12 protein-coding genes, 1 tRNA gene and 1 pseudogene are annotated in these 12,138 nt (G+C 66.2%); 10 read left to right on the top strand and 4 right to left on the bottom strand.

The window, feature by feature from the left end; translation table 11 throughout:
- Nucleotides 1-9: 9 nt before the first annotated feature.
- From AAG689_RS17095 to AAG689_RS17075, 5 genes are all read left to right on the top strand, one after another.
- Nucleotides 10-1,431, top strand: a complete 1,422-nt coding sequence (locus AAG689_RS17095; RefSeq protein ID WP_406623006.1) for a cytochrome bc complex cytochrome b subunit — start codon at nucleotides 10-12, stop codon at nucleotides 1,429-1,431.
- 16 nt (nucleotides 1,432-1,447) lie between these two features.
- Nucleotides 1,448-2,203: a cytochrome c1 gene (locus tag AAG689_RS17090; protein ID WP_406623005.1), complete on the top strand. Its 756-nt coding sequence runs from the start codon at nucleotides 1,448-1,450 to the stop codon at nucleotides 2,201-2,203.
- A gap of 95 nt (nucleotides 2,204-2,298) precedes the next feature.
- A complete protein-coding gene (locus AAG689_RS17085) occupies nucleotides 2,299-2,910 on the top strand; it encodes a glutathione S-transferase N-terminal domain-containing protein (protein ID WP_013517797.1) in 612 nt (203 codons plus the stop codon).
- 22 nt (nucleotides 2,911-2,932) lie between these two features.
- Nucleotides 2,933-3,439: a ClpXP protease specificity-enhancing factor gene (locus AAG689_RS17080; RefSeq protein WP_406623004.1), complete on the top strand. Its 507-nt coding sequence runs from the start codon at nucleotides 2,933-2,935 to the stop codon at nucleotides 3,437-3,439.
- A gap of 66 nt (nucleotides 3,440-3,505) precedes the next feature.
- Nucleotides 3,506-3,581 (top strand) — tRNA-Thr (locus AAG689_RS17075).
- 39 nt (nucleotides 3,582-3,620) lie between these two features.
- Here the strand turns inward: AAG689_RS17075 and AAG689_RS17070 are convergent.
- Nucleotides 3,621-3,919 (bottom strand): annotated as a pseudogene (locus AAG689_RS17070) (hypothetical protein).
- Nucleotides 3,920-3,956: 37 nt separating this feature from the next.
- On the opposite strand from AAG689_RS17070, the gene AAG689_RS17065 reads away from it, so the two are divergent.
- From AAG689_RS17065 to AAG689_RS17045, 5 genes are all read left to right on the top strand, one after another.
- Nucleotides 3,957-4,904 (top strand): M23 family metallopeptidase, encoded by a 948-nt coding sequence (locus AAG689_RS17065; RefSeq protein WP_406623003.1) that lies wholly within the window; start codon nucleotides 3,957-3,959, stop codon nucleotides 4,902-4,904.
- Between the two features lie 136 nt (nucleotides 4,905-5,040).
- Nucleotides 5,041-7,797 carry a preprotein translocase subunit SecA gene (gene secA / locus AAG689_RS17060; protein WP_406623002.1) on the top strand — a complete coding sequence of 919 codons (2,757 nt, stop codon included), beginning with the start codon at nucleotides 5,041-5,043 and terminating at the stop codon, nucleotides 7,795-7,797.
- Nucleotides 7,798-7,859: 62 nt separating this feature from the next.
- Nucleotides 7,860-9,089: a bifunctional glutamate N-acetyltransferase/amino-acid acetyltransferase ArgJ gene (gene argJ, locus AAG689_RS17055; protein ID WP_406623001.1), complete on the top strand. Its 1,230-nt coding sequence runs from the start codon at nucleotides 7,860-7,862 to the stop codon at nucleotides 9,087-9,089.
- Nucleotides 9,090-9,143: 54 nt separating this feature from the next.
- Nucleotides 9,144-10,016: an ATP-binding protein gene (locus AAG689_RS17050; RefSeq protein ID WP_406623000.1), complete on the top strand. Its 873-nt coding sequence runs from the start codon at nucleotides 9,144-9,146 to the stop codon at nucleotides 10,014-10,016.
- Nucleotides 10,013-10,438, top strand: a complete 426-nt coding sequence (locus AAG689_RS17045) for an NUDIX domain-containing protein (protein WP_020229073.1) — start codon at nucleotides 10,013-10,015, stop codon at nucleotides 10,436-10,438. The genes AAG689_RS17050 and AAG689_RS17045 overlap by 4 nt, the downstream gene beginning before the upstream one ends.
- A 63-nt stretch (nucleotides 10,439-10,501) precedes the next feature.
- Here AAG689_RS17045 and AAG689_RS17040 read toward each other — a convergent pair whose 3' ends face one another.
- The 3 genes from AAG689_RS17040 to coaE are packed head-to-tail and all read right to left on the bottom strand — an operon-like array spanning nucleotide 10,502 to nucleotide 12,137.
- Entirely contained in the window at nucleotides 10,502-10,723 is a 222-nt protein-coding gene (locus AAG689_RS17040; protein ID WP_406622999.1) for a DNA gyrase inhibitor YacG, read from the bottom strand.
- A 5-nt stretch (nucleotides 10,724-10,728) separates the two neighbouring features.
- Nucleotides 10,729-11,484: a cell division protein ZapD gene (gene zapD / locus AAG689_RS17035; protein ID WP_406622998.1), complete on the bottom strand. Its 756-nt coding sequence runs from the start codon at nucleotides 11,482-11,484 to the stop codon at nucleotides 10,729-10,731.
- 41 nt (nucleotides 11,485-11,525) lie between these two features.
- Nucleotides 11,526-12,137: a dephospho-CoA kinase gene (gene coaE / locus AAG689_RS17030; RefSeq protein ID WP_406622997.1), complete on the bottom strand. Its 612-nt coding sequence runs from the start codon at nucleotides 12,135-12,137 to the stop codon at nucleotides 11,526-11,528.
- Nucleotide 12,138 lies beyond the last annotated feature (1 nt).

The following is a 12,138-nucleotide window of genomic DNA, read 5'->3' as shown; positions in this document are numbered from 1 at the left end:
ACAGAACACATGGCTGCTTACCGCGAATTCAAGGAACTCTCGCCCAACGCCTCGGCGGGCGCGAAGGTCACCAACTGGCTGGAGAACCGTTTCCCCACGGCCTTCGATGCCTACAAGGTGCACATGTCGGAGTACTACGCTCCGAAGAACTTCAACTTCTGGTACATCTTCGGCTCGCTGGCCCTGCTGGTGCTGGTGATCCAGATCGTCACCGGCATCTTCCTCGTGATGCACTACAAGCCCGATGCCGCCAAGGCGTTCGAGTCGGTCGAGTACATCATGCGCGACGTGCCCTGGGGCTGGCTGATCCGCTACATGCACTCCACTGGAGCTTCCGCCTTCTTCGTGGTCGTGTACCTGCACATGTTCCGCGGCCTGCTCTACGGTAGCTACCGCAAGCCGCGTGAGCTGGTCTGGATCTTCGGCTGCGCCATCTTCCTGGCCCTCATGGCCGAGGCCTTCATGGGCTACCTGCTGCCCTGGGGCCAGATGTCGTACTGGGGCGCACAGGTGATCGTGAACCTGTTCTCGGCCATCCCCTTCATCGGCCCCGACCTGGCGCTGCTGATCCGTGGCGACTACGTGGTGGGCGACGCGACGCTGAACCGCTTCTTCAGCTTCCACGTGATCGCTGTGCCGCTGGTGCTGCTGGGCCTGGTGGTGGCGCACTTGCTGGCGCTGCACGACGTGGGCTCCAACAACCCCGACGGCATTGAGATCAAGGGCCCCGGCAAGCCGGTGGACGAGCACGGCCATCCGCTGGACGGCGTGCCCTTCCATCCGTACTACACGGTGCACGACATCCTGGGTGTATGCGTGTTCCTGTTCATCTTCTCGGCCGTGGTGTTCTTCGCACCCGAGTTCGGCGGCTACTTCCTGGAGTACAACAACTTCATTCCCGCCGACCCGCTGAAGACGCCTTCGCACATCGCTCCGGTGTGGTACTTCACGCCGTTCTATTCGATGCTGCGTGCCATCACGAGCGAGATGATGTATGCGCTGATCGCCTGCGTGGTGCTGGGCGCGGGCTACGGCATCCTCAAGGGCAAGCTGCCCGGCTTCGTCAAGGGCGGCATCGCGATCGCCGCCGCCGTAGCCATCGTGCTCATGCTCTCCATCGATGCCAAGTTCTGGGGCGTGGTGGTGATGGGCGGCGCCGTGGTCATTCTGTTCTTCCTGCCCTGGCTCGACCAGAGCCCCGCGCGTTCGATCCGCTACCGTCCAGACTGGCACAAGTACCTGTACGGCGTGTTCGTGATCGTGTTCGTGATCCTGGCCTACTTGGGGGTGCAGCCGCCCTCGCCGATCGGCGAGCGGGTGTCGCAGGTCGGCACGCTGTTCTACTTCGGTTTCTTCCTGCTCATGCCCTGGTGGAGCCGCCTGGGCGAACCCAAGCCCGTGCCCGAGCGCGTGACCTTCGCCCCGCATTGAGCTGGAGAACACAACAATGAAGAAACTCATCCTCACGTTGATCGCTGCGCTGGGCATTGCCTCGGGCGCGCAAGCTGCCGAAGGCGGTATCGCCTGGGACAAGGCGCCCGTCAACACCAGCGACACGGCTTCGCTGCAGAACGGCGCCAAGCTGTTCGTCAACTACTGCCTGAACTGCCACTCGGCAGCCTTCATGCGTTTCAACCGCCTCAAGGACATCGGCCTCACCGACCAGCAGATCAAGGACAACCTGCTGTTCACCACCGACAAGGTGGGCGAGACCATGAAGTCCGCCATCGACCCGCGCCAGGCCAAGGAGTGGTTCGGCGCCAACCCGCCGGACCTCACCGTGATCGCGCGCTCGCGCGCCGGACATGGCGGCACGGGTGCGGACTATCTCTACACCTTCCTGCGCACCTTCTACCGCGACGACACCAAGGCCACCGGCTGGAACAACCTTGCCTTCCCGAGCGTGGGCATGCCCCACGCCCTGTGGCAACTGCAGGGCGACCGCCGCCCGGTCTTCGAGGAGCATCAGAGCCACGGCAGGGTGGAGCATGTCTTCAAGGGCTGGGAGCAGGTCTCGGCCGGCAGCATGACGCCGTTGCAATACGACCAGGCCGTGGGTGATCTCGTCAACTATCTGCAGTGGATGGGCGAGCCGGCGCAAAATACGCGGGTTCGCATCGGCGTCTGGGTGCTGATCTTCCTGGGCGTCTTCATCGTCATCGCCTGGCGGCTGAACGCGGCGTTCTGGAAGGACATCAAGTAAGCGCTAGACTCTCGCCGCGCTTTCCCGGCGCTGCCATGCCTGTACAGAGTGGGTGCTACAGCACCCACTCTTTTGATTTTTAGGAGCTGCCCACCATGATGGTGCTTTATTCGGGTACGACCTGCCCCTTTTCCCATCGCTGCCGTTTTGTCCTGTTCGAGAAGGGCATGGACTTCGAGATCCGCGATGTGGACCTGTACAACAAGCCCGAAGACATCAGCGTGATGAACCCCTACGGCCAGGTGCCCATCCTGGTCGAGCGCGACCTGATCCTCTACGAGTCGAACATCATCAACGAGTACATCGACGAGCGCTTTCCGCACCCGCAGCTGATGCCGGGCGACCCGGTGGACCGCGCGCGCGTGCGCCTGTTCCTGCTGAATTTCGAGAAGGAGCTGTTCGTCCATGTGAACACGCTCGAATCCCGCGCCACCAAAGGCAACGAGAAGGCGCTGGAAAAGGCGCGCGCCCACATCCGCGACCGCCTGACCCAACTGGCGCCCGTGTTCCTCAAGAACAAGTACATGCTGGGCGAAGGCTTTTCCATGCTGGACGTGGCCATCGCGCCGCTGCTGTGGCGCCTGGACTACTACGGCATCGAGCTGTCGAAGAACGCCGCCCCCCTGCTGAAGTATGCGGAGCGCATCTTCTCGCGGCCGGCCTACATCGAGGCGCTGACGCCGTCCGAAAAGGTCATGCGCAAGTAAGCCGCATTCGTCGCCGCGCATCATGAACGCCCAGGATTTCACTTCCACGCGCCCGTACCTCATCCGGGCCCTGTACGAGTGGTGCACGGACAACGGGTTCACGCCCTACCTCGTCGTGCGCGTCAACGACTCCGTGCAGGTACCCCGCGAATACGTCAACAACGGCGAGATCGTGCTGAACGTGAGCTACGACGCCACGAGCGCGCTGCAGCTTGGCAACGATTTCATCGAGTTCAAGGCCCGCTTCGGCGGGGAGCCGCGCGACATCATGGTGCCGGTACGCCGCGTCGTCGCCATCTATGCGCGGGAAAATGGGCAGGGTATGGCCTTCCCGCTGGAAGACGACGTGGTGGCGCCCCAGGATGAGGAGCAAGCCACGGGTGTGGCCACTGTAGCCCCCAGCGCGCCGGAACGCAGCCCGGTGCAGCTCCAGTCCGTGGAGAGCGTGGCAGACGACGGCGAGGAGCCGCCACGTCCGCAGCCGCCTGCTGGCAGCGGTGCCCGACCGTCCTTGAAGCGGGTCAAATAACGCCGTTTCCCGCCGGAGTGCCGAGGGTGAAAACCCCGGCATTTGGCGGCTAGAATGAAGCCTCTCGCCGGTTTAGCTCAGTTGGTAGAGCACCCGCCTTGTAAGCGGTAGGTCGTCAGTTCGAATCCGACAACCGGCACCAACTTCCCCACCGCTTTCGCCCATCGAGCCACCCACCGGCTCAGGTTTGAATTTTCAGGCGAATGGAGGTAACCTCCCACCCCCGATTGCGCAGTTGCGCCTGAAATGCCGGCAGCAACTGCCGCACCTTGGCTGCTGCCGCATTGCTCCGCACCAGCAGGCACCAGCAGGTGCCTTCGATCGGCCCGGCTTGAAGCGCGGGCCGGAGCAAGGGGGAATCAATGTCTCGATGGCTTTCAGCCGGTCGCTGGACTCGCGGGTCAGCGCAGTCAATCGGGCCAGGGTGGGTGACTCCTGGCTGGCCTGCTGGAGCGAGATGGCGTAATGGCGGCGGTTCATGGCAAGAAAGTGATCGCCAACGGAGGGGACACACGTTGTGCATGTGATTATCACGGATGCCCGGCTGGCACGAAGCCGGGCCATACACCTCGGAGGGGGCCAACTGGCCGTGGCTGCAACCCTGCTGTGCCTGCTACTGATGCTGGCTGCGGCCGGTGCGCACCACTGGCTGCGGCAATGGCCCGGCACGGACGGGGGCGCGCCGGCGGCGATGCAGGAGGATGCCCAGCAGCGTGAGCGCTTCATGCGGGCCAACATCGATGCGATGGCCCGCAAGCTGGGGGAGATGCAGGCACGGCTGATGCAGCTTGAATCGCTCGGCGAGCGCGTGATGGGCCTGGCCGGCATGCCGCCGCTCGATACTTCCCGCGTGCCGGGGCAGGGTGGTGCCCTGGTGTCGGGCCATTCCCTGAGCATGCAGGAGCTGGACGCGGCGCTGGACGACCTGGCGGCGCTGACGGACCGGCGCGTAGACCTGATGACCGTGGCGGAGTCGCGTTTGTTCGACCAGCACATCCGCAAGCACCTGGTGCCCACGCAGGCCCCGGTGCTGGGGCGCTCGGTGGGCTCGCCGTTTGGCTGGCGCATCGACCCGCTCACGGGGCAGTCGGCCTTGCATACCGGCCTGGACTTCCCCGCCGACACAGGCACGGCGATCGTGGCGGCGGCCGGGGGCGTGGTGATTGCGCAGGAATACCACCCCGCCTACGGCAACATGGTCGAGATCGACCACGGCAACCAGTTGATCACCCGGTACGCGCATGCTTCCCGCACGATGGTCAAGCTGGGAGACCTGGTCCGGCGCGGGCAGAAGATCGCCGAGGTCGGCACGTCGGGGCGCTCCACCGGTCCCCACCTGCATTTCGAGGTGTGGGTGCAAGGCGTGCCGCAGGACCCGCAGAAATTTCTGACCGCCGGCCAGGACGCGCGGGAGGTGCCCGTGGCGGCTGCCCGCCCTGCCAAGGCTGATGTTGCACGACGGTAGAATCCTCGATCCGTGCCCCGCCGTTCCCGCGTTGCAGTTGCTTGCAATCCAGGCGGTGGCCCCCATCTGAATTCATTCATCTTAGGGATTCCGGCCGCTCTGCCGCTTTCGTGATGCGCAGCGCGGTCCTGTTCGCATGGCCACCAACTTTCTCACCAAACTATTCGGCAGCCGCAACGACCGGCTGCTCAAGCAATACCGCAAGACGGTCGCTCGCATCAATGCGATGGAGCCGGAATACGAGAAGCTGAGTGACGAGGCGCTGCGCGGCAAGACGCAGGAATTCAAGGACCGCATCGCCAAGGGCGAAACGCTCGACGCGCTGCTGCCCGAGGCCTTTGCCGTGGTGCGCGAGGGCTCCAAGCGCATCATGAAGATGCGCCACTTCGACGTGCAGCTCATCGGCGGCATGGCGCTGCACCACGGCAAGATCGCCGAAATGCGCACGGGCGAGGGCAAGACGCTGACGGCCACGCTGCCCGTGTACCTGAACGCGCTTTCGGGCAAGGGCGTGCACGTGGTGACCGTGAACGACTACCTGGCCGGCCGCGACGCGCAGTGGATGGGGCGCCTCTACAACTTCCTGGGCCTCACGGTGGGCATCAACCTGCCGCAGATTCCGCGCGAGGAAAAGCAGGCCGCCTACGGCGCCGACATCACCTACGGCACGAACAACGAGTACGGCTTCGACTACCTGCGCGACAACATGGTCTACGACGCGCGCGAGCGCGTTCAGCGTGCCTTGAACTACGCCATCGTGGACGAGGTGGACTCCATCCTGATCGACGAGGCGCGCACGCCGCTCATCATCAGCGGCCAGGCCGAGGACCACACGGCCATGTACGTCTCCATCAACAAGGTGGTGCCGCTGCTGGTGCGCCAGGAGGGCGAAGCGGACCCGCGCACAGGCGAGGGCGTTGTCAAGCCGGGCGACTTCACGGTGGACGAGAAGACCCACCAGGTGTTCCTGACCGAGCAGGGCCACGAGAACGCCGAGCGCATCCTGGCCAGCCAGGGGCTGCTGCCCGAAGGTGCCTCGCTTTACGACCCGTCGAACATCTCGCTGGTGCACCACCTGTACGCGGCGCTGCGGGCCAACCACCTGTACCACCGCGACCAGCACTACGTGGTGCAGAACGGCGAGATCGTGATCGTGGACGAGTTCACGGGCCGCCTGATGGCCGGCCGCCGCTGGAGCGAGGGCCTGCACCAGGCCGTCGAGGCCAAGGAGGGCGTGGAGATCCAGGCCGAGAACCAGACCATGGCCTCGATCACCTTCCAGAACTATTTCCGCCTCTACGGCAAGCTCGCCGGCATGACCGGCACGGCCGATACCGAAGCCTACGAGTTCCAGGAAATCTACGGTCTGGAAACCGTGGTCATCCCCCCCAACCGCCCGAGCAAGCGCGACGACCAGCTCGACCGCGTGTACAAGACCACGCGCGAGAAGTACGAAGCGGCCATCGCCGACATCCGCGAGTGCCACGAGCGCGGCCAGCCGGTGCTGGTGGGCACTACGTCGATCGAGAACTCCGAAATCATCGACGACCTGCTGAACAAGGCCGGCCTGCCGCACCAGGTGCTCAACGCCAAGCAGCATGCGCGCGAGGCCGACATCGTGGCCCAGGCGGGCCGCCCCGGCATGATCACCATCGCCACCAACATGGCGGGCCGCGGCACCGACATCGTGCTCGGCGGCAACGTGGAGAAGGCCGTGGCCGCGCTGGAGGCCGACGAATCGCTCTCCGAAGCCGAACGCACCCAGCGCATCGAGGAATTGCGCGCGCAGTGGAAGCTCGACCACGAGAAGGTCACGGCGCTGGGCGGCCTGCGCATCATCGCCACCGAACGGCACGAGTCGCGCCGCATCGACAACCAGCTGCGAGGCCGCTCGGGCCGCCAGGGCGACCCCGGCTCCTCGCGCTTCTACCTGAGTCTGGACGACCAGCTCATGCGCATCTTCGCGGGCGACCGCGTCAAGGCCATCATGGACCGGCTGAAGATGCCCGACGGCGAGGCCATCGAGGCGGGCATCGTCACGCGCAGCATCGAGAGTGCGCAGCGCAAGGTCGAGGCGCGCAACTTCGACGTCCGCAAGCAACTGCTCGAATACGACGACGTCGCCAACGACCAGCGCAAGGTCATCTACCAGCAGCGCAACGAGATCCTGGATGCGCCCGACCTGGCCGGCCTGATCTCGGCCATGCGCGACGACTGCCTTACCGACGTGGTGCGCCAGTACGTGCCTGCCGAATCGGTCGAAGAGCAGTGGGACCTGCCGGCGCTGGAGAAGGCGCTGGCCTCCGACTGGCAGGTGCCGCTGGCGCTGCAGCAGGAGGTCGAGGGCTCCGAAGCCATCACGGACGATGAAATCCTGCAGAAGGTGCTGGACGCCGCGCGCGCCGCGTTCGACGGCAAGGTGGCCCAGGTGGGTGGCGACAATTTCACCCAGTTCGAGCGCATGGTGCTGCTGCAGAGCTTCGACACCAGCTGGCGCGACCACCTCAGCGCGCTCGACTACCTGCGCCAGGGCATCCACCTGCGCGGCTATGCGCAGAAGCAGCCCAAGCAGGAGTACAAGCGCGAGGCGTTCGAGCTGTTCCGCCAGCTGATCGACCAGGTCAAGAACGAAGTCACGCGCGTGATGATGACCGTTCAGGTGCAGTCCAGTGCACAGGTGGACGAGGCCGCCCAGGCGCTAGAGCAGCGCGGCGAGAACATCGGCAACGTGACCTACAGCGCGCCCAACGAATCCGGCGGCGTGGACACCACCATCAACGCCGACGGCGCTGCCGCGCTCAACCTGCCCGAAGGCGTGCGCGTGGGCCGCAACGATCCCTGCCCCTGCGGCAGCGGCAAGAAGTTCAAGCAGTGCCACGGCAAGCTGGCCTGATGCTTTCTCTGGACTGAACACGGGCTGCGGCCCGTGTTTTGCATTTTTCAAGGACGACGACCATGCCCGTGAATCTCTCTGCTCCCATCGCATCCGACCTGCATGCCGTGCCCGGCGTGCGCATCGGCGTGGCCGAAGCCGGCGTGCGCAAGGCCCACCGCAAGGACCTGACCGTGTTCCTGCTCGATGAAGGCGCCACGGTCGCGGGCGTGTTCACCAAGAACCGTTTCTGCGCTGCGCCCGTGCAGGTCTGCCGCGAGCACCTGGAGGGCGGCCAGGCCATCCGCGCGATGGTGGTCAACACCGGCAACGCCAACGCCGGCACGGGGGCCGACGGCCTGGCGCGCGCCCGCGCCACCTGCGCGGCGCTCGCGGGCCGCCTGGGGCTGGACGCGCAGCAGGTGCTGCCGTTCTCCACCGGGGTGATCATGGAGCCGCTGCCCGTGGACCGCATCGAGGCCGGCCTGCCCGCCGCGCTGGCCGATGCGCAGCCCGCGCACTGGGCGCGCGCGGCCGAGGGCATCATGACCACCGACACGCTGCCGAAGGCGTTCAGCACGCAGGTACAAATCGGCGGCACCACGGTGACCATCACCGGCATCTCCAAGGGGGCAGGCATGATCCGGCCCAATATGGCGACCATGCTGGGCTTCCTGGCCACCGATGCGTGCATCGCTCCCGCACTGGTGCAGCAGCTCGTGCGCGAGCTGGCCGACCAGTCCTTCAACCGCGTGACCATCGACGGCGACACGTCCACCAATGACTCGTTCGTGCTCGTCGCCACGCACCAGGCCGCGCACGCGCCCATCACATCGCTCGATAGTGACGAAGGTGGCGCGCTCAAGGCCGCGCTGCTGGAAGTGGCGCAGAAACTCGCCCAGGCCATCGTGCGCGACGGCGAGGGAGCGACCAAGTTCATCACCGTGCGCGTCGAGGGCGGCCGCACCGGCGAGGAATGCCGCCAGGTGGCCTACGCCATCGCGCACTCGCCGCTGGTCAAGACGGCCTTCTTCGCCAGCGACCCGAACCTGGGCCGCATTCTCGCGGCCGTGGGCTATGCGGGCATCGAAGACCTCGACCAGACGCTGATCGACCTGTACCTCGACGACGTGCACGTGGCCGTGCAGGGCGGGCGCAACCCCGCCTACCGCGAGGAGGATGGCCAGCGCGTGATGAAGCAAAGCGAGATCACCGTGCGCGTGGTGCTTGGGCGCGGTGACGCGGCCGACACCGTCTGGACCTGCGACCTGAGCCACGAGTACGTGACCATCAACGCCGACTACCGCTCCTGATTGCTATTTGTTTAATAGCTGCTTGCGCTTGATGCGCAAGCGCTAGAGGCCAAAATGAACGAAAAATTCGACCACTTGCTGCTGCGCGCCGAGCAGCTCATCGCCCGCATCGAATCCGTGCTGCCCCAGCCGCTCACCGCGCCCGACTGGAGCCAGTCCGTGGCCTGGCGCTACCGCAAGCGCAGCAGCGGCCACGGCACGCTGGAACCCGTGCGCCAGGTGGCGGTGATGCGCCTGGACGACCTCAAGGAAATCGACGCGCAGAAGGAGAAGGTGCAGCGCAACACCGAGCAGTTCGTCCATGGGCGCACAGCCAACAACATGCTGCTGACGGGGGCGCGCGGCACGGGCAAGTCCTCGCTCATCAAGGCCTGCCTGCACCAGTACGCGCCGCAGGGCCTGCGCCTGATCGAGGTGGACAAGGCCGACCTGACCGACCTGCCCGACATCGTGGACGTGTGCTCGGGCCGGCCCGAGAAATTCATCGTCTACTGCGACGACCTGAGCTTCGAGGAGGGCGAGGCGGGCTACAAGGCGCTCAAGTCCATCCTCGATGGCTCGGTGGCCGCGGCCACGCCCAACGTGCTGGTCTACGCGACGAGCAACCGGCGCCATCTGCTGCCCGAGCAGATGAAGGACAACCTGAGCTACACCACGTCGGCCGACGGCGAGATCCACCCGGGTGAGGTGGTGGAAGAGAAAATCTCCCTGTCCGAGCGCTTTGGCCTCTGGGTGAGCTTCTACCCGTTCAGCCAGGAGGAATACCTGGCCATCGTTGCGCAGTGGCTGTCTGCGCTGGGCGTGTCGCAGGCCACCATCGAGGCGGCGCGGCCCGAGGCGCTGGTCTGGGCGCTGGAGCGCGGCTCGCGCTCGGGCCGTGTGGCCTATCAGTTCGCGCGCGATTTCGCGGGGCGCCAGGGCGCATGAGCCGCAAGCACACCGAGGTGGCCGTCGGCATCCTGTTGCGGGATGACGGTGCGCTGCTGCTGTCCACCCGGCCCGAGGGCAAGCCGTATGCGGGCTACTGGGAGTTTCCTGGCGGCAAGATCGAGGCGGGCGAGACGGTGGAGCAGGCGCTGCGCCGCGAGCTGATCGAGGAGCTGGGCGTGACCATCGGCCCTGCCGAGGTCTGGAAGGTGACGGAGCACGACTATCCGCACGCGCTCGTGCGCCTGCACTGGTGCAAGGTGCATGCATGGCAGGGCGAGTTCGAGATGCGTGAGGGCCAGGCGATGCGCTGGCAGCAGTGGCCGGTGCAGGTGCGGCCCGTGCTGCCCGGTGCCTATCCCGTGCTGCAGTGGCTGGCCGAGGAACGCGGCGAGGCGTTCGACCCGTCCGTGCTGGGTTGATTATCAAAAATCATAGCTGCCAGCGCTTTTCCAGCAAGCGCTAGAGGCTGATTTCTTGCCTATTCAGGAAGCGCGCTTGGGGTCGCCGTATTCGGCGTCCTCGGGCGGCGCTTCGGCCGGCATGCGGAAGTCCTCGTTGGCCCAGGCGCCCAGGTCGATCTGCCGGCAGCGCTCGCTGCAGAACGGGCGGTAGGGGTTGGCCGGGCTGTAGAGGCTGGGGCCGCCGCAGGTGGGGCAGGGCACCTGCCGGGCGCTGGAGGAAGGCTGCTGGGCGGATGTGGCCATGGCGTTCAAGCGCACAGCGTCAGCTCGAAGAACGCATCTTCGGTGCTGGGGGCCAGGCGCCCGTTTTCTTCCTGGCGCATCAGGCGCACCGAGACGATGAGGCGGTTGCCGCTGATTTCGGGGATCACCTGCAGGGCCGGATCCAGCGCCAAGCGCAGCAACTGGAACGTGCGCCCCTGCGGCAGGTTTTGCTGGAACTGTCCGCGCTCGGCCGCCACCTTCTGCGGCAGGCCCGCATCGCGCATGAGGCGCAGCAGCAGGTAGACGGATTCGGCCAGCGGGCCCAGGCTAGCGGCCCAGGTTTCCAGATCGTGCTGCCGCTCCTGGGGCGCATGGTGCTGCCAGGCGTAGTAGGCCGGCAGGTCGAAGCCGCAGGTGCCGCCCGGGATGCCCATGCGGCTGCGGATGCTCATGAGCCAGTCGTTCTCGGTGAGTGCCTGGCCGGCTTTGCCGTTCTGGCCGTTGAGCGCGGCAAAGCAGTGGTCCAACTGGCCGATGACGCCGTCCAGCGCGGCTTCCGAAATGGAGGGGTTGCCCCGGTAGCCGTCGAACTGGTGCTTGTGCCGCTCCAGGTCCTTGAGCACGTCGGCCTTCAGGTCGGCCCGTGCCGCCACGTCCATGATCTCGAACATCGTCACCAGCGCGTAGTGGTGGTCCAGCGGATGCGCGCGGGGCATCAGCTCGCCGAGCCGGCGGAACAGGTGCTCGAGCCGCAGGTAGGTTCTCAGCCGCTCGTTGAAAGGGTATTCGTAAAGGATCACGCTAGGGGGTTCCTGGGGGTGCACGGAACTGCGCCTGGCAATCATAGCCCGAACGATGCGGCGATCCCGTGTACCTTTGTGTGCAAATCCGCGAGCGTCAGGCCGTCGTTGTAGACCACGATGTCGGCCGCCGCACGGCGCACCGCGCGGCTGCTCTGCGTGGCCATGATGGCCTGCACGGCATCGGGGCCGAGCCCGCTGCGCGCCTGCACGCGGGAGATCTGTGTGGCCTCGCGGCAGTCCACCACCAGCACGGCATCGAGTTGGCGAGGCCAGCGGGGCGATTCCGTCAACAACGGGATGTCGAGCACGATGAGGCGGTGGCCGCCCAGGCTGGCCTCATGCACGGCCTGTGCGATGGCGTGGCCCACGAGCGGGTGGACGATGGCTTCGAGCCGCAGCTTGGCGCCGGCGTCGGCGAAAACCAGCGCGCGCATGCGGGCGCGGTCCAGTGCGCCCTGGGCGTCGATGTAGTCGGCGCCGAACGTACTGCGGATGGCGGGGACCGCTGCGCCCCCGGCTTCGGTGACGGAGCGCGCGATGCTGTCGGCATCGACGAGCGCTGCGCCGAACGTGCCCAGCATGGCGGCCACGGTGCTCTTGCCGCTGCCGATGCCGCCCGTCACGCCCAGCCGGAAACTGCGGGGCGGCATG

The sequence above is a fragment of the Acidovorax sp. SDU_ACID1 genome (genome assembly GCF_045291395.1).
Taxonomy (GTDB): Bacteria; Pseudomonadota; Gammaproteobacteria; order Burkholderiales; family Burkholderiaceae_C; genus MR-S7.
The sequence above is the reverse complement of the archived record's forward strand: the minus strand, read 5'-3'. Positions and strand labels throughout refer to the sequence as shown.